Annotated in this window: 17 protein-coding genes; all 17 read left to right on the top strand. The window is 49.5% G+C overall.

What is annotated here, in order from left to right:
* The first annotated feature begins 36 nt into the window (after window positions 1–36).
* The 17 genes from GX016_00610 (at window position 37) to GX016_00530 (ending at window position 17947) form a co-directional block, all read left to right on the top strand.
* Window positions 37–558: a hypothetical protein gene (locus GX016_00610; GenBank protein ID HHT70062.1), complete on the top strand. Its 522-nt coding sequence runs from the start codon at window positions 37–39 to the stop codon at window positions 556–558.
* The gene (locus GX016_00605; GenBank protein HHT70061.1) at window positions 558–1448 is read left to right on the top strand and encodes an NAD(+)/NADH kinase; all 891 of its coding nucleotides are present in this window, start codon (window positions 558–560) and stop codon (window positions 1446–1448) included. The genes GX016_00610 and GX016_00605 overlap by 1 nt, the downstream gene beginning before the upstream one ends.
* A gap of 16 nt (window positions 1449–1464) precedes the next feature.
* A complete protein-coding gene (gene argR, locus GX016_00600) occupies window positions 1465–1917 on the top strand; it encodes an arginine repressor (GenBank protein ID HHT70060.1) in 453 nt (150 codons plus the stop codon).
* Between the two features lie 13 nt (window positions 1918–1930).
* Window positions 1931–3655, top strand: coding sequence for a DNA repair protein RecN (gene recN, locus GX016_00595; protein HHT70059.1), 1725 nt, complete (start codon window positions 1931–1933; stop codon window positions 3653–3655).
* Between the two features lie 128 nt (window positions 3656–3783).
* Entirely contained in the window at window positions 3784–5115 is a 1332-nt protein-coding gene (gene spoIVB, locus GX016_00590) for a SpoIVB peptidase (GenBank protein HHT70058.1), read from the top strand.
* 114 nt (window positions 5116–5229) lie between these two features.
* Window positions 5230–5976, top strand: a complete 747-nt coding sequence (gene spo0A, locus GX016_00585; protein ID HHT70057.1) for a sporulation transcription factor Spo0A — start codon at window positions 5230–5232, stop codon at window positions 5974–5976.
* 463 nt (window positions 5977–6439) lie between these two features.
* Window positions 6440–7948 (top strand): sigma-54-dependent transcriptional regulator, encoded by a 1509-nt coding sequence (locus GX016_00580; protein ID HHT70056.1) that lies wholly within the window; start codon window positions 6440–6442, stop codon window positions 7946–7948.
* Between the two features lie 255 nt (window positions 7949–8203).
* The gene (gene buk, locus GX016_00575) at window positions 8204–9265 is read left to right on the top strand and encodes a butyrate kinase (GenBank protein ID HHT70055.1); all 1062 of its coding nucleotides are present in this window, start codon (window positions 8204–8206) and stop codon (window positions 9263–9265) included.
* Between the two features lie 32 nt (window positions 9266–9297).
* On the top strand, window positions 9298–10044 hold the full coding sequence (locus tag GX016_00570) for a hypothetical protein (GenBank protein HHT70054.1): 747 nt from the start codon (window positions 9298–9300) through the stop codon (window positions 10042–10044).
* A gap of 12 nt (window positions 10045–10056) precedes the next feature.
* Entirely contained in the window at window positions 10057–10269 is a 213-nt protein-coding gene (locus GX016_00565) for a 4Fe-4S binding protein (GenBank protein HHT70053.1), read from the top strand.
* Between the two features lie 23 nt (window positions 10270–10292).
* Window positions 10293–11363, top strand: coding sequence for a 3-methyl-2-oxobutanoate dehydrogenase subunit VorB (locus GX016_00560; GenBank protein HHT70052.1), 1071 nt, complete (start codon window positions 10293–10295; stop codon window positions 11361–11363).
* Complete coding sequence (locus GX016_00555; GenBank protein HHT70051.1) at window positions 11360–12106, top strand: 2-oxoglutarate oxidoreductase; 747 nt, start codon at window positions 11360–11362, stop codon at window positions 12104–12106. The genes GX016_00560 and GX016_00555 overlap by 4 nt, the downstream gene beginning before the upstream one ends.
* Complete coding sequence (locus GX016_00550; protein HHT70050.1) at window positions 12107–12646, top strand: 2-oxoacid:ferredoxin oxidoreductase subunit gamma; 540 nt, start codon at window positions 12107–12109, stop codon at window positions 12644–12646.
* 141 nt (window positions 12647–12787) lie between these two features.
* Window positions 12788–14974, top strand: a complete 2187-nt coding sequence (locus GX016_00545; GenBank protein HHT70049.1) for a bifunctional 4-hydroxy-3-methylbut-2-enyl diphosphate reductase/30S ribosomal protein S1 — start codon at window positions 12788–12790, stop codon at window positions 14972–14974.
* Window positions 14946–16019 carry a type 2 isopentenyl-diphosphate Delta-isomerase gene (locus tag GX016_00540; protein HHT70048.1) on the top strand — a complete coding sequence of 358 codons (1074 nt, stop codon included), beginning with the start codon at window positions 14946–14948 and terminating at the stop codon, window positions 16017–16019. The genes GX016_00545 and GX016_00540 overlap by 29 nt, the downstream gene beginning before the upstream one ends.
* A gap of 112 nt (window positions 16020–16131) precedes the next feature.
* A complete protein-coding gene (locus GX016_00535) occupies window positions 16132–16827 on the top strand; it encodes a DUF1614 domain-containing protein (protein ID HHT70047.1) in 696 nt (231 codons plus the stop codon).
* Window positions 16820–17947, top strand: a complete 1128-nt coding sequence (locus tag GX016_00530) for a stage II sporulation protein P (GenBank protein ID HHT70046.1) — start codon at window positions 16820–16822, stop codon at window positions 17945–17947. Before GX016_00535 ends, GX016_00530 begins: the two co-directional genes overlap by 8 nt.
* Window positions 17948–17953: the final 6 nt, after the last annotated feature.

The following is a 17953-nucleotide window of genomic DNA, read 5'->3' as shown; positions in this document are numbered from 1 at the left end:
TGGTTGGCGAACTAGGAAATGGGGGGGAGAACATAAGTGACCCGGGGTGACGTGTTTATCCTTGGGATAATACTAGGTGGGGCAAGTCTATACTTGATTTGTACACTGTGGCAGCGTTGGCTTCGTAAGCGTCGGTTTGTCGGAGCTAAGCGTTCGGAAGAAAAGGCGGCGAATTTACTGGAGCAACAGGGATTTTACATTGTCTGTCGTCAGCCTACAGCTTCTTCTTTGGCCTACGTTAACGGCAAGGCACACACAACTACGATAAGAGCCGATTTTATAGCTAGGAAAGGTTGGCGTAGGTACGTGGTAGAGGTTAAAAGCGGGCGCACAGCCTCGAGGCTGAATGCTCGCACCCGACGTCAGTTATTAGAGTACCAACTGGCATTTCAACCCGACAGTATTTTGCTGGTGGACATGAGCAAGAACAATTATAGAGAGATATCCTTTCGCCGACCTATTCATTGGCGCAGTCTATTGCCGACTGTCACCGCTTGCGCAATTGCTTTTGTGTTGGGGGGAACAACTGTCTATATCCTGGGCAAGGGGATGTGGTGATGATTTTCAAGAAAATAGCTATAGTAGTCAATAAGGAAAAAAGGCGGGCGTATAGGTTAGGCCGCCAACTGGTTACATATTGTCAAGAACATGCTCTTGAAACAGCATTGTTGCCGGTAGATGCCGAGTTCTTAGGCTATCCGCAGCAGGGCAGATCCCTGGAGGAGCTCAGACAATGGTCTGATTTGGTTATTTCATTGGGAGGTGATGGTACCCTTTTGGGTGCAGTCCGGTTGTTTGTTCCAGCAGGAGTTCCTATTCTGGGAATTAACCTTGGACATCTAGGCTTCTTAACTGCGGCTGAACCTGAACATGTGGAACAGATGTTCTTAGATTTGGTGGCCGGCCGTTGTTCCTTGGAGGAACGTAATTTGGCCCAAGCCACAATATACCGACAGGGAGAAGTGTTAGGAGAATTCTTGGCGTTAAACGATGTAGTCATCACCAAGAATGCTTTTGCTCGAATACAGGTAGCATGTTACGTTGGGGACGAATACTTAGCTACATATCGCGGTGATGGCGTAATAGTGGCCACGGCTACCGGTTCTACAGCTTATTCACTGTCGGCCGGGGGACCGATTGTCAGTCCGGCTCTAGACTGCTTGATTATTACCCCTATTTGTGCCCATGCCTTGGGCGTACGCAGCTTGGTAATTTCCGGACGGGAGACATTCCACGCTTTTGTTGCTGCTCACAAAGGGGACATTATGATTACAGTAGACGGTCAAAGGGCACAGCCGTTAGAGCAGGGCGATAAGGTGAAGGTGATGCTAGCTGATCAGACAGTGAAGTTCATTCGCCTGCCAGGACAAGAATTCTACCGTGCGTTGCAGGCTCGCCTGCTGGATAACAGTTGTAGGTTGCCGGAAGCCGAGAGAGTTGAGGAGTAAGGGGGGTACTTAGGCGGTGAAAGTCCGGCGACAAATGAAAATAATGGAGCTGATCAGTTCCCGACCCATCGAAACCCAGGAAGAATTAGCCACACTACTTAGCCAAAGCGGTTTTGAAGTAACCCAGGCAACCGTATCACGGGATGTCAAAGAATTACGGTTAGTAAAAGTGCCTCTGGGTGAAAACAGGTACGGTTATGCTTTGCCTCCAGACATGCCAAAGGGAAGCATTGATCCTCGACTAAGACGTATTTTCCGCGAATCGGTTATTAGCATGGACTACAGTGAGAACTTGATTGTAATCAAGACCTTGCCCGGTTCGGCACAAGGGGTGGCCTATGCGGTTGATAACATGGATTGGGAAGAGATCCTAGGTAGTTTAGCCGGTGACGATACAATCCTGGTGATAGCAAAGCACAAGGATCAAGTTACCAAGGTTATGGAGCGCTTTGAGAAATTTCTTGGCTAGAAGGTGGTACATTTTGCTGGAGGCAATTTCCATCAGCAATTTTGCCTTAATTGATAAGCTTACAATAGAATTTGAGCCCGGCTTGAACATTCTAACCGGCGAAACAGGAGCCGGCAAGTCAATTATTATCGACGCTTTGGGCATGGCTTTAGGAGAAAGGGCGTCGTCCGACTTCTTACGTACAGGGGCAGAGTCGGCTCGGGTTGAGGCAGTATTTGCGTTGGAATCTGGCTCTCGGCCATTGCTTACATTGACAGAAGCTGGAATTCCTCATGACGACTACCGGATAATACTAGTTCGTGAGCTGAATGCGTCGGGGCGCAATTATTCCCGGATTAACGGTCACCTGGTAACTACAACCCAGCTTAAAGAAATTGCCCAACAATTAGTGGACATACACGGCCAACACCAACATCAATCTTTGTTACATCCGTCGACACACTTGAGTTTCCTTGATGCTTTCGGAGGCTCTGACCAGATGGCGCTAGTTCATAAGGTACGTGAGCTGTACTCTCAGCATAACCGCCTGGTAACTGCACGGGAAAACTATGAACAAGCGCAAAGAGAACGTGCCCAAAGGATAGATATGCTTCAGTATCAAATTGAGGAAATAGAAGCAGCCAGGCTTATACCTGGTGAGTGGGAGGAGCTGGAACAGGAAAAGGAGCGCCTGAAGCAGCGCGAAAGCTTACTGGAAGCTGTGGGTAATTCTTACGTGCTATTATACGGTGGGCCTCGGGAACAAGGTGCGATCGATCTTGTGGGGCAGGCCCAGACGCTCCTTGATCAAGCAGCTACAACCGACCAGGAGTTGGCTGCGGTGGCCGAAGAATTAACGGTTAGTCTGTACAATCTGGAAGAATTGGTACCGAAATTGCGGCAGTATCAAGAGGAGTTTCCTCAAGACCCTAACCGTTTGACTGAAGTAGAGGAACGGTTGGAATTAATCCGTTCCCTGAAGCGGAAGTACGGAAAAGACATTCCTGCTATCTTAGATTATGTCCAAGCTGCGATCACCGAGTTGGGACGATTGCAGCAGGAAGAAGCAGACCGAACCAAGCTAACTGACGAGTTAACCCGGATAAAGGACCAGTTGACAGAAGCTGCTGGCCGGTTAACCAACAAAAGGCGGCAAACGGCAACCGCTTTCGAACAGCAGTTAGAAGAAGAACTAACCGATTTGGGCCTGGACAAAGCACAATTACAGGTAGCGTTCTCCATGCAAGAAGATGATTCCGGCCTGGACTATGGTGAGCGAAAGCTCAAAATTTTGGCCACAGGTTTTGAACAAGCTGAATTCCTGCTGGCAGCAAATCCCGGGGAAGAACCGCGGCCGCTGGCCAAGATTGCTTCCGGAGGTGAAACTGCTCGAACAATGCTAGCAATAAAAACGGTATTGGCAGGAGCAGATGCTGTACCAACGCTGATTTTTGACGAAGTCGATGCCGGCATCGGTGGTCGAGCAGCTCAAAAGGTTGCCTCTAAACTGGGTCAGGTCAGTCAATTCCATCAAGTGATCTGCATTACCCATTTGCCACAAATTGCTGCTATCGGCAGCACTCACTTTTATATTTATAAACAGACTATTGAAGGGAAAACTTATACCAGAATCGACCGACTGTCTCCGTCAGCCCGAATTCAAGAGCTGGCCCGAATGCTAGCGGGATCAAATGTCACCGCAGTAGTTTTGCAGCATGCCGAACAGTTACTACAACAGTATGGATCGATACCGTCGTAAAATATTACCAAATCAGGTAAGCGCTCTCAGCATAAAGGAGCTTGAGACAGGGAAACCTGTTCTCAGGTTCTTTTTTTGAATGGAAAGGAGGTGGAGATTGGTCAAGTTGGGGCAAGGAGTGACCGGACGTGGAACGTAGAACAGTCGGACTAGTTCTCATGGTTGCGGTCATTGTTGTTTTTCTGGTTCCTAATTGCTTTTCTTTGGTTGCTTTTCCCAAAACCATCGGATTGCCTGTGGGGCAAAGCCAGTCTTTTCATCTTAATGTACTGTTGCCGGTGAGGGTTCGACTTGTCAACGGACCAGGACTGAAACTCAATGAAACTTGGCTAACCAACACACCGGTACAATTACACTTGGGTTATCCGCTGACTTTAGAAACAGCTGAAGTTGGGCAATCCGAAATGGAATTTCAGTTGTTTGGTGTCCCTTGGCGTCGTGTTCTGGTTGAAGCTAGGGAGCCTGATGTGGTGGTGCCAGGGGGCCATGCTGTTGGAGTCTTACTAACTAGTGAAGGAATTATTGTTGTCGGTTACGATAATGTTGCGGGACCGTATGGGTATTCCTCTCCGGCCCGGGACTCCGGCATTTTGCCGGGAGACCTGTTGCTTAAAGCAAACGGAAGCAGCTTATTAACGGTAGCAGACTTAATCCGATCGGTAGAGCAAGCAGGACTTGAAAACCAGGCCTTAGTATTGACGCTAAGGCGGGGAACAGAGACTAGGATAGCAGAGTTATATCCGCTCAAGACGCCCAAAGGATCTTTTCGGATTGGCCTCTATGTGCGAGATGGAGCCAATGGAGTAGGCACTCTGTCTTTTTACGATCTCGATACAGGTTGCTTCGGTGCCCTGGGTCACGTGGTAACTGACGTGGATACAGGTACAACACTAGCTATCAGAGACGGATCCATTGTCAAAGCCTTTATTTCCAGTGTAAATGCCGGTACACGAGGTCAACCAGGAGAAAAGATAGGTGTCTTCCAACCGGGAGAAAGCAACCTAGGTAAGATAGTGGCCAACACTGAGTTTGGGATATTCGGCTTGCTTAATGAGCCGTTGGAGAATCCCTATTTCCAGGAAGGGATTCCGGTTGCCATGGCCACTGAAGTGCATCCGGGACCGGCTGAGATATATACAGTTCTGGAACGGGATCGAATTGATAGTTTCGAGGTGGAGATCGAACGGGTAATTAACCAATACAGTCCCACTGACAAAGGGCTAGTACTGAAAATTACGGATGATCGATTAATTGAAAAAGCCGGTGGAATTGTCCAAGGGATGAGCGGGAGTCCGATAATACAAGACGGTAAGTTAGCCGGAATTGTTACTCACGTATTTATCAATGATCCCAGCCGGGGTTTTGGAATCTTAGCCGAATGGATGGTGGAAAAAGGTAAGTCAATTACTGAAGGAGCCGTCAAGGCTCCTTCAGTGCTTGCGGCTTTTTCTACCAAATGAGGAGGATTATGGTAACGTGGTGTCGAATATCTGCAGCAACCTAATTGGATTCAACCCAGGTCAACTAGATCGAACAAAGAAGGGGGAAGTAGAGTGTCAGGGAGTATTCGAGTAATGATTGCTGACGATAACAAGGAGTTTTGTGTTTTAGTTCAAGAATACATTGAAGAACAAGCTGATATGGAATTGGTAGAAGTAGCGTACAATGGTATGGAGGTGCTGGAAAAACTCGACACAGCTTTGCCGGATGTCCTAGTATTGGACATTATTATGCCTCATTTGGACGGACTGGGTGTATTAGAGAAATTAGTGGAAAGGCCATTAGATAAACGTCCCAAAGTTATTATGTTAACAGCGTTTGGGCAGGAAAGCATTACTCAACGGGTGGTAGACTTGGGAGCTGACTATTACATTCTTAAACCGTTTAATCTCGATGTGCTCATTAACCGTATTAGGCAACTGGCTGGAGAAAGCTATGTCTCGAAACGAACAGCGCCGGTAAAAGCCAAGAGCCTTGATGTGGAGGTGACCAATATTATTCACCAAATTGGGGTACCGGCTCATATTAAAGGCTATCTTTATTTGCGCGAAGCTATCCTAATGGTCATTCGCGACGTAGATTTGTTGGGGGCAGTTACCAAAGAGCTGTATCCCCTGATTGCAGACAAGTACAACACTACTCCTAGTCGAGTAGAGCGCGCGATCCGACACGCGATTGAAGTTGCTTGGAGCCGAGGAAATGTAGATGTAGTAAACAGCCTTTTTGGCTATACCATAGACGTAAACCGGGGCAAACCGACAAACTCGGAGTTTATTGCCATGATTGCTGACAAGCTACGCGTAGAAAACAAGGCCAGTTAAGAAGGGGACAGGTCAACTGTCCCTTTTGCGTTTAGATGGTTGCTCATAAATAGACCATGCAGTCTAAATGGGAATAATAGGGTAATTGGCCAAGGGCTAACATTCTGTTGGGCAGTTGGTTACTGGGTACAAGTGGGGGGCCGGCGCAACTGGGAACAAAAAAAGACCAAGTGGTGAGGCCATTTAGAGGAGTTTTGTCTAGCAATGACGAATAAAGGACGATGAAGGTTTATTAAAATGAATGCCTTAAGTGAGGGGGAAAACTAACTTGATCGGGGTGGCAATAAGCGATCTTGCAGCCGACGATGCCAGGGGAGTGGCAGAATGCTTTGAGGAGAGCACATTTCTGCAACCTCTGGCTTATGTACGTTGTGGGGATGAAAATCTCCATGATCTTCCTCCATCCTTACGGGCTTTACCAGGAGTAGCTATTGAAGAACTTGCCTTTTTACCGGGATTAGACATGGTCATTTGTGGTAGCACCGAAGCCCAAAGGCTGGTCCAGTCACTCAGATTAAGGGGAATGTTAGTAGTGGGCCCGGAAGCTTTGCCGGTGTTTTTGTTCTTAACTGCTCGACTTCGTCACGAGATTAATAACCTCATCCAAGCAAAACTTATGTTGGCAGCTATTATCGACGCCACTCAAGATGCTATTTCGGTGGTTGATGAGCGCGGCTACGGCATCTTGGTCAATCCGGCCTATACCCGTCTGACTGGACTGACTCAAAAAGATGTGCTGGGAAAACCGGCCACTGTCGATATTGCCGAAGGAGAAAGTATTCATTTGAAAGTGTTAGATACTGGCAAGCCGATCCAAGGCGCCAGACTCAAAGTAGGTCCCCAGAAAAGAGATGTCATTGTGAATGTAGCCCCTATTGTCGTGCATGGACACTTGCGCGGTAGTGTCGGAGTCATTCATGATGTGTCCCAAATCAAGCAGCTTACAGAAGAGTTGGCTCAAGCCAAGCAGAGAATCAGACACTTGGAAGCCAAATACACTTTTGAGGATATTATCGGCGACAGTCCGGAGCTGAAGGCGGCAATAGACCAAGCTAAACGAGCAGCAGACCTACCGGCCACAGTTCTGCTACGGGGCGAAAGCGGCACTGGGAAAGAGCTGTTTGCCCACGCTATTCATAATGCCAGTCGATGGCGGCGGGGACAGTTTGTCCGGGTCAATTGCACTGCTATTGCCGAATCCCTACTGGAAAGCGAACTTTTCGGCTATGAAGAAGGAGCCTTCACCGGAGCTAGAAGGCAAGGCAAGAAAGGATATTTCGAAGAAGCAGTCGGAGGGACCATCTTTTTGGATGAAATAGGAGAGATTAGCCCTGCGTTACAAGCAAAATTGCTCCGAGTACTGCAAGAAAAAGAGATTGTCCGGGTTGGGGGGACGCGAGCTATTTCTGTCAATACGCGGGTTATTGCAGCTACTAATGCTAATTTGGAGCAAGCTGTAGAAGAGGGACGTTTTCGAGAGGACCTATATTATCGGTTGAATGTGGTCCCCATCTTCATTCCGCCGCTGCGCTATCGGAAAGATGATGTGCCTCCCTTGGTTGTCTTTCTTTTACGTAAGTTCAATCAACAATTTGGCCGGGCCGTAGAGAAAGCAGCTCCGCAGGTTCTTTCTGCTTTAGTAGCTTATGATTGGCCGGGCAATGTTCGTGAGCTAGAGAATTTGCTGGGCCGAGCCATGATCAATATGAAGTACAACGAAACGGCGATGCAGTCACACCACCTGCCTCCTATGGGCGGCTTTGGCATGGATACTCGGGCTACCCGCAGCTTACCCACTGCTCGCTGGGTTCCGGGAAAAACCCTGGCCCAATTGACGGCGATAACTGAACAGAGGGCTGTGGAGCAGGCGTTGGACCATGCCAAGGGCAACAAGACTGTAGCGGCTAAATTACTTGGCATTTCACCGCGAACGCTGTACTACAAGCTGGACAAGTATGGCATTACAACTTAAGGCAACTCTGCAGTATACTGCAGGCAATGTATTGCAGAGTTGCAACCTTCTGCGACCTAAGACCGTTCTTTGGCTAGAAAGGAATGGCTTTTTTATTGACTAAGAGCACAACAGGCTTGTAACTGCGCACTGATCGTGGCAGATATTGTATCAAAAGGATCATTGAGCGTTGGCATGTTACTTGCATTACATAAGTCGGGTACTACCCTTGCGGCTCAATAGGTATTACTAAGGAGGGGGTGAAGGGAAACGCGTATTTTGGTTTTAAACCCGGGTTCTACATCCACCAAGCTTGCTTTGTTTGATAACAATCAGTTGCTTTATACGGAAAGCCTGTCTCACCTGCCGGCAGAATTAGAAGCCTGTGCCTCTGTAACAAAGCAATACGGCCTTCGTAAAAAGGCTATTTTGGCTGTTATGACTAAGAAGAATACTTCTTTGGCCTCATTGTCAGCAGTGGTTGGCAGAGGAGGACTCACCAAGCCCCTCTCTGGTGGTACGTACAGCATCAGCCAACAGATGGTTGAGGATTTGAAATCCGCTAAGTGGGGTGAACATGCGTCCAATCTAGGGCCGATTTTGGCTTATGAACTAGCCCAAGAGGCCGGAGGAATCCCGGCTTTCACCGTGGATCCGGTGGTGGTGGATGAGCTCGACGATGTGGCCCGCATCTCAGGTCTGCCGGAATTGCCGCGCCAGAGCAAGTTTCATGCCCTGAACCAAAAAGCAGTTGCTCGTCGAGCAGCAAAAGCGTTGGCTCGTCCTTATCAAGAGCTGAACCTAATTGTTGCTCATATGGGCGGCGGTATCTCTATCGGTGCGCATAAGATGGGGCGGGTGGTGGACGTTAACAATGCTCTGGACGGGGAAGGGCCGATGACGCCTGAAAGAAGCGGCACCCTTCCTGTAGGCGATTTGGTTCGGTTGTGTTATAGCGGTCGTTTTACCTACGAAGAGATTATGCGTATGGTGAAAGGTTCCGGCGGTTTCATGGCACATTTGGGGACAATTGATACCCGGGAAGTACAAGAACGGGCCATGGCCGGAGATAAGGAAGCAGAGTTGATTTTTCGAGCCTTAGCCTACCAAGTAGCAAAAAACATCGGTGCTTTGACAGCAACCTTTGGTGGCAAACTGGATGCCATTGTTCTGACCGGGGGGATGGCTCATTCCGAACTGTTGACCACTTGGATTAAAGAGCGGGTGGATTTCTTGGCACCGGTATTGGTCTATCCTGGTGAGAGTGAGATGGAAGCTTTGGCGCAAGGAGCCCTTCGTGTTCTTAACCAGGAGGAAACAGCGCGCAAGTATGTTTGAAGCTGAAATACTTTAAGCTGAGAGGGCAGATTATGCATTTTGAGAGTCGGATCACAATTTTCGTTGGGGCATTCGGCAGCGGTAAAACGGAAATCGCCATCAATTATGTCCGTGCTCTGGCAAAGCAACGGGAGAAAGTCGCTATTGTAGATATGGATATAGTCAGCCCCTATTTTCGATCCCGAGACGTGACCGAAGAACTCACAGCTCAAGGAATCGAGGTGATTGTGCCGCCGGGGGAATTGGCACAAGCGGATCTCCCTATTATAGTTCCGCGTATCAAAGGAGCATTCGACGATCCTGAATTGCATGTAGTGGTGGATGTGGGCGGTGACGATATTGGTGCTACAGCCCTGGGCCGTTTCAGTGATCAATTAGAATCGCTGCCACATGAGCTGCTACTGGTAATCAATACTTGTCGACCTTTTACCAAGGATGTTAACGGTATCAAAAACATGCTATTGGCAATTGAGAATGCTACGCACCTGAAAGTGACCGGTCTGGTGGCTAATTCCAACCTTGCTTTGGAAACTACACCCGAGGTCATTCAGACCGGATTAGAAATCATCGCCGCTGCGGGAGCAGATAGCGGTATTCCAGTAGTGGGGGTAGGGGTGCGAGAAGACCTGATTTTAAGTATCGGCACTTTAGCAGCACCAATATTTCCAATCACTATCACTTTGTTGCCCCCTTGGTATAAGAGCCCTGTTCTTGCCCGGGATCGGAGATCGGTCATGGCCGCCCAAGCGGCCCTAACTCACCGTCAGCAGAGACAGTAAGGAGGGGAAGAAATGGCCCGTGGGAAAGTGGTGTTCAATGAAGATCGGTGCAAAGGCTGCGAACTTTGCACAACCGTATGTCCCACCAAGATCTTAGTTATGAGCGAAAAGATTAACAAATTGGGCTATCATCCAGCTTCAGTATCTGATCCGGACAAATGTACCGGCTGCGCTACCTGCGCCCGTATATGCCCGGATTGTGTTATTCAAGTGTATCGAGAATAAAGAAGCGAACGGAGGGGAGAAGTATGAGCGAAAAGCTCTTGATGAAAGGTAACGAGGCCTTGGGGGAAGCAGCGCTGCAAGCCGGCTGCCGACTTTATTTTGCTTATCCTATTACACCTCAGAGCGAGTTACCGGAGTATCTATCACGGCGCATGCCGGAAATTGGTCGAGTGTTCCTACAAGCGGAATCCGAAATTGCTGCTATCAACATGGTATACGGTGCTGCCGGTGCCGGTGCTCGGGTAATGACATCTTCCTCCAGCCCCGGTATCAGCCTTAAACAAGAAGGGCTGTCGTATATTGCCGGGGCCGAGCTACCTTGTGTAATTGTAAACATGTCTCGTGGTGGACCGGGACTAGGAAGTATCCAACCGGCCCAATCAGATTACCTCCAGGCTACTAAAGGCGGCGGCCATGGAGATTATCACCTTATTGTGTTGGCTCCCGCTTCAGCCCAAGAGATTGTGGATCTAACCATCTTGGCTTTTGACTTGGCGGACAAGTATCGTAACCCGGTAATGATAATGGGGGACGGACTGCTAGGTCAAATGATGGAGCCGGTGAGTTTTCCGGACAGAAGCGAGGTAAAGCTACCGGAAAAGCCTTGGGCTACCACCGGTTATAAAGGAGATCGTCAGAGAAACATCATCCATTCTCTGGAGTTAATGCCTGAGCGTCTTGAAGCCCACAACCGAAAATTACAAGAGAAATACGCTGACATTATGGCCACTCAAAAGCAGTCGGAAGAATACTTGACCGACGATGCCGACATAGTTTTGGTTGCTTTCGGCACAGTGGCTCGCATCTGCCGGAGCGCTATTGATATGGCCCGCGAAAAGGGTATTAAGGCCGGACTATTTCGTCCGATAAGCTTATGGCCGTTTCCTGATGAAAGCTTGGCTCGCTTAGGCGAAAAAGAGCGCGTATTTCTATCAGTAGAAATGAACTGTGGCCAGATGATAGAAGATGTCCAGCTTGCTCTTAAGTGCCGCCGGCCAGTGCACTTCTTGGGGCGTGTAGGCGGTATTGTACCATCGCCGGAAGAAGTCCAGGCAAAGATTGAAAAGATTATGGCCGGGAGGTGTGAGGCATGAAACTAGTATTTGATCGCCCCCGTTCCTTGGCAGATGTACAGACCCACTATTGTCCCGGGTGTACTCATGGCGTAATTCACCGCTTGGTGGCCGAAGCCATTGACGAATTAGATGTGGCCGAGCGCACCGTTGGAGTGGCGCCCGTGGGCTGTTCAGTCTTGGCCTATAATTACTTTAACCTGGATTTCCAGGAAGCGGCGCATGGTCGAGCTCCTGCTGTAGCTACCGGCATCAAGCGGGCGCTTCCAGATCGCATTGTCTTTACGTATCAAGGGGACGGAGACTTGGCTTCTATCGGTACAGCTGAGATTGTGCATGCAGCTAATCGCGGTGAGGCTATCACTGTTATTTATGTCAATAACGCTATTTATGGCATGACCGGTGGGCAGATGGCGCCCACTACCTTACCCGGCCAAAAGACGACCACTTCGCCCTACGGCCGTGATGTAGATTTCTGTGGATATCCTATCCGTATGGCCGAAATGCTATCCACCCTTGTTGCTCCGCAATATATTGCTCGGGTAGCAGTCAACTCTCCGGCCAATATCCAAAAAGCAAAACGAGCTATCAAGAAAGCCTTTGAAATTCAAGTTAAGAACAACGGTTTCGCCTTAGTGGAAGTTCTGTCCACTTGTCCTACGAACTGGGGTCTTGCACCTGAAAAAGCTCTAAGATGGCTTGAAGACAATATGATGCCATACTACCCCTTAGGTGACTTCAAGGTTCCCAAGGAGGTGGAGTAGATGCAACATGAGTTTATCTTTGCTGGTTTCGGTGGTCAGGGTGTATTGCTCATGGGCCAGCTACTAGCCCACGCAGCCATGGATGAGGGTAAGAAAGTATCCTGGATTCCGTCGTACGGACCGGAGATGCGGGGCGGTACCGCTAACTGCACTGTGATTGTCTCGGAACGCGAAATCGGCTCACCGGTGGTAAGCAGTCCAAGTTGCGTTGTCGCTATGAATCTACCTTCACTGGATAAGTTTGAGAAGGCAGTGAAGCCCGGCGGTGTGCTGGTAATTAATTCTTCCTTGGTAACCCGTGAGCCCAAACGGCAGGATGTAACCGTAGTTAAGGTGCCTGCTACCGGAGTTGCCAATGAATTGGGGAACGCTCGGGTAGCCAACATGGTGGCCTTAGGCGCGGTGGTAGAAGCTACCGGGGTGGTGACTCCCGACAGTGTGTTGGAAGCACTAAGAAAAAACCTACCAGCACACAGACAGAATCTCCTCCCGCTTAACAGAGAAGCGATTGAAAAAGGACGAGACGCTGCTAGAAAGTAGGACTTAACAGCTGCCCCCGCTAAGCCGGGGGCAGCTTTTTTGGAAAACCATGAATGATGTGCAGGAATTTCCTACTGTGGTCACGAATATGACTATGACTTATGCCTTATATTACGAGTGACCAGAAGAAGGAAGATAGTTGTGAAGATTATTCGTGCGGACCCATGCGGGTTTTGTCCCGGTGTTAAGCGGGCGCTAACCCTGGCCAAGCAGGCTTTGGCTAATGGAACAAAAGTGTATAGCTTTGGCCCGTTAGTTCATAATGAACATGTAGTGGCCAAATTGCGTAATCAAGGAGTAGAACCTATTGATCGACTAATGGGCGTAGATTCGGCGGCATTGATAATTCGAGCGCATGGCGTCAGCCCGGAAACGGTTGCTGAAGCTCGAACCTGTGGTTTTACTCTTTATGATGCCACTTGTCCCCGGGTACGAAAAGTGCAGGAGTTGGCTGCGCATCTTAGCGGTGCAGGCAAGACAGTTGTGTTGGTGGGAGAGAGTGAGCATCCCGAAGTAAAAGGGATTGTCGCCCACGCCCAAGGTCCTGGTAGAATAATCGTAGTGGGGCATGCCGATCAGGTGAAGAGCCTGTCTGAACTGCCTCAGACCATAGAACTTTTGGCTCAAACAACACAGGCACCAACCAGCGTACAGTCCGTGGCCTGTGCACTGCGGAACCGAGGGGCCCGCGTGAATATCCATGACACATTATGTGATGCGACCACGCAGCGTCAGATGGCCGCGCAAGCTCTTGCGCGGCGTGTGGACGTTATGATAGTGGTAGGTAGTAACCAGAGCGCTAATACCCGCCGCCTGGTCCAAATTTGTCGGGCAGAGGGTGTTCCTACCTATCTGGTCACCAGCGGAGAAGAGCTTGATCCAAAGTGGTTTGCTGGCAAGGAGACGGTTGGAATAACGGCTGGTGCGTCGGCGCCTGAGGAAATGATCGAGGAGGTTTACGGCAGAATGACTGAAGACATTCTAAAGGAAGAGGTACAAGCGGTGACAGAAGAGGAACAAGTGGAAGCGGCGTCGGAAACGCCGAAGGAAGAGGAAACAGCAGTCCAGGAGTCTCCAAGTGCTCCTGCGGAAGCGGAAGCCGCGGAAGCCGCGGAAACCACAGAAGCCACCGATGCCATGGAAGCTATGGAAGCGAAGGAAACAGTTGAAGAACTGTATGCTAGCTCATTGCTTACCTTGCAGGAGGGCCAGGTTGTCACTGGAAAAGTAGTACGAGTGGACAACGATGGAGTACTCGTGGATGTTGGCTATAAATCAGAAGGGCTTATTCCTTTGGCAGAACTCAGCGATGCACTTTTCTCCAGCCCGGAAGAGGTTACTCAGGTTGGAGAAGAGATTAAAGTCGCTGTCCTGAAAGTGGATGCAGAAGGAAACAATCTTCTTTTGTCCAAGCGGCGAGCCGATCAAGAAGAAGCTTGGGAGCTGCTGAAAAAGCATTACGAGAATGCGGAACCAATAGAAGGTAAAGTTACAGAAGTTGTAAGGGGCGGCCTCATTGTTTACTTGGGATTAAGAGCGTTTATGCCAGCTTCCCAAGTGGGACTGCGCTACGAAGCGGATCTTTCACATTATGTAGGGCAGACTTTAAAGGCCAAGATTATTGAGTTAGAACCTGCTCGAAGGCGGGTAATACTATCGCATCGAGCTGTGCTGGAAGAAGAGAGGGAAGCCAAGCGGGAAGCCCTCTGGGCAGAACTGGAAGAAGGCCAAATACGACATGGAAAGGTAACCAAGCTTACTGATTTTGGTGCCTTTGTAGATTTAGGCGGGGCCGAAGGCTTGGTTCATATCTCAGAAATGGCCTGGTCTCGAGTTCGCCACCCGTCCGAAGTGGTAGCCGAGGGAGAAGAAGTAGATGTTAAGGTGTTGCGTCTGGATCCGGAACGGAATCGCATATCTTTAGGGCTTAAGCAAGTCAAACCAGATCCGTGGTTGGAAATCAGGCACAATTTCCCTGTGGCTACTGTTCACGAAGGTCTAGTTACCAACATTCTTGACTTCGGCGCTTTTGTCAAGCTAATGGATGGAGTGGAAGGGCTAGTCCATATTTCACAGTTGGCTCCACGTCACGTGGGTCATCCCACTGAGATAGTGGAAATTGGCCAACAAGTGAAAGTGAAAGTGCTTGATATTAACGAAGACGAAAGAAGAATTAGTCTGTCTATCAAGCAAGTACCTCCCGAATTACAGATATTGACTCCCACGGAAGATGGGGAAGACGAAATTGAGACTGCAGACGCTGTCGAAGCCGATGCCCCTGAAGAGATTAGTCCGGACAATGAACCCGAGACAGATGGTGACGAATAGCATAGTTCGGCAGAGGAGAAAAGACCAACATCTAAAACTGGCCCTGAAGCTCTCTGACGGTGCCAGAGGCAGTTTATTTGGCGGCATTAGTTTTCAGCCGGAGGCTTTACCTGAGTTATCACAACAGGACATCGACATTACGACAGAGTTTTGTGGTATGAAGTTTAGTGCCCCTCTGCTGATCAATGCCCTCACCGGCGGCACCCGCCGAGGTGCGTGCATTAATGCGCAGCTAGCACAGGTTGCTAAATGTTCTGGTTTGCCCATGGCTGTGGGGTCACAACGAATAGCTTTAGATGATCCGCGGGTTGCCTCCAGTTTTACTATAGTCCGCCGTATCTATCCTGACGGGGTGATTTTTGCCAATCTAGGTGCCGACAGCAGTGCAGACGATGCCCGCGGCGCAGTTGAAATGCTCCAAGCTCAGGGGTTACAGCTGCATCTGAATGCGGCTCAGGAGCTGGCTATGAAAGAAGGAGACCGTTCTTTCTATTGGGGCGAACGTATCATGGCCGTGTCCCAACAGCTGCCAGTCCCAGTTATTGCCAAAGAAGTCGGCTGTGGGATAACGGGAGTAACAGCCAGGCGTTTGCTTGAACTGGGTGTAGCAGCTATCGATGTGAGCGGCTCAGGCGGTACTAATTTTGTGCTTATAGAACACACCCGTCGAGATCGTTCAAATTCCCCGTTAAGCGGCTGGGGCTTGTCCACGGCACGAAGCTTACTAGACGTCCTGGGAGCCAATCCCAAGGCTGAAGTATGCGCGTCAGGGGGTATTAGAAGCGGTCTTGACATGGCTAAAGCTTTGGCCCTGGGTGCTAAGATCTGCGGTGTTGCCAAACCGCTGCTGCAGGCGGTGACAGTTGGTGGTGTTAAAGCCGGGGTGTGTTTGGTCCAGCGTTATCTGGCTGAGTTAAGAACGGTTATGATCTTAGTTGGAGCTAAGGATTTACCTGCTTTGCGAAGGAAACCTCTGGTATTTGACTGTGAGACCTGGGCCTATTTACAGCAGTTGGAATTGACTGACGTATGGACGCGCAAATAGAGTAATCAAATTACGGGCTTCCTTGCAAGCAAGGAGGCCTTTCTTTTGTATAAGGACAAGAGAGGCTGGATACGCTAACCACTGCTACCACTTCAAAAGTGAGGTAATGCTTGTGCCTACTGGCCTTATTGTCCTTGTCGCTATTACTGTCCTGGTTTATTTTGGGCTGCTTCAGCGAGTCTTAGATCGAATGCACCTGACTGATAAAGAAGCACTTTTTTTCTTAGCGCTCATGATTCTGGGAGCTTATATCAACATCCCCCTGTGGCGTCGACCATCTTTGACAATTAATGTTGGTGGAGGTTTAGTACCGATAATCCTCGCAGGTTATGTTATGAGCCGTGTTGGCACCGTGCAGGAGTGGCAACGGGCAGTGTTAGCCACTATTATCACCGCAATTGGTATTTATACGGCCGGGCGCCTACTACCTTCTGAACCGGGAACCATGATACTCGATCCGACTTACCTGTATGCTCTTCTCGGTGGTACAGTGGCCTACTTAAGTGGGCGCTCGCGGCGGGGAGCATTTATCGCCGGGATGTTAGGAGTAATCTTGTCTGATCTGGGTCACTTTGTCCGCTTAGTTATGCTGAGGCTTCCAGGTCGAACCGTCATCGGAGGAGCCGGTGCCTACGACACAGTCATCTTATCGGGGATGTTGGCGGTGAGCCTGGCTGAGATTGTGGGAGAAACAAGAGAAAAACTCGCCGGTGGTTCCCGGGAAGAAGTCTTCGAGCACCGTTTGCGTCGGATTAATGCAGCCGACAAGAACAAAGGCGATACAAGAAAAGGTGAGGGCAATGGGTAAAGGCAGCCGAGCAATGTTGGTGTCGATGGCACTTGTTATGGCGCTGTTACTTGGCAGTAACAAAGCTTGGGCTCATGAGGAACGGTTCGATGGGCACTTTTCCCTTATTGATCCCAAAGGTGATGTCTTGTTTCAAACGGCCCTGGCCGTTTCATTAGGGGATGAATTCATCGCCGAAGACAACAGTCATTATCGCGTTGCCAACCTAGAGGGTGATAACGCTCATTGTGAATATCTGGGCCTGGCTACCCCCTCAGAAGCCGCCCGTTCTACCTGGGCTAGGTATCTACCTATCCCCTTCTGGACAACACAGGCAGTTGGGGCTCTGAGACCTCCGGTGGTGGGTATTTACCACACACATAGCGATGAATCATATGTCCCGACGGATGGATCGACTAGCATCTTTGGCAAAGGCGGAATTCTAAAAGTTGGGAGTGTGTTGAGCGCTGCCCTCCAAAAACTAGGTCTAAACGCTATCCACGATACCTCATCCCATGATCCACACGATGCCATGAGCTACACACGATCCCGCCGAACAGCTACTCAGCTGTTACGACGTCGCCCGGTAGCCTTGTTTGACGTACACCGTGATGCAGTGCCAAGAGAACTTTATGTGGCTTCTGTAAAGGGACAAGACGTGGCTAAACTCACGTTGGTGGTAGGACGGGAAAATCCTAAGATCAAAGCCAACTTGAACTTTGCCAAACAATTAAAAGAGCTTAACGATGAGGAAAACCCCGGACTCATTAAGGGCATTTTTCTGGCGCGGGGAACATTTAATCAGGATTTGTTTGACCGGTCTATCCTTATTGAAGTCGGTACCCATGAAAATAGCCGGCCCGCTGCAGAACGAGGAATTTCTTTATTTGCAGCTACAGTGCCACGGGCCGTAGGGACCAAAGGGCGACCGGCCCAAACTCAACCTGCGAAGGTAACACAGCGTACAGGTTCTTGGTCTGCTGTGGGGTGGATATTGGTACTTCTCATTGTTGGTGGTGCAGCGTATCTCTACCTAGCCACAGGCAGTTGGGCAGAATTACAGAGACAGGTCAGACGTTTTCTCGGTCGGGAATTGAAGGAATTGCGTAGCCGCAATAGAGATTCTGACGACAAACCCTAACCCTAG

This window comes from Bacillota bacterium, assembly GCA_012837285.1.
In the GTDB taxonomy this organism is placed as follows: Bacteria; Bacillota; DTU030; order DUMP01; family DUMP01; genus DUNI01.
The sequence above is the reverse complement of the archived record's forward strand: the minus strand, read 5'-3'. Positions and strand labels throughout refer to the sequence as shown.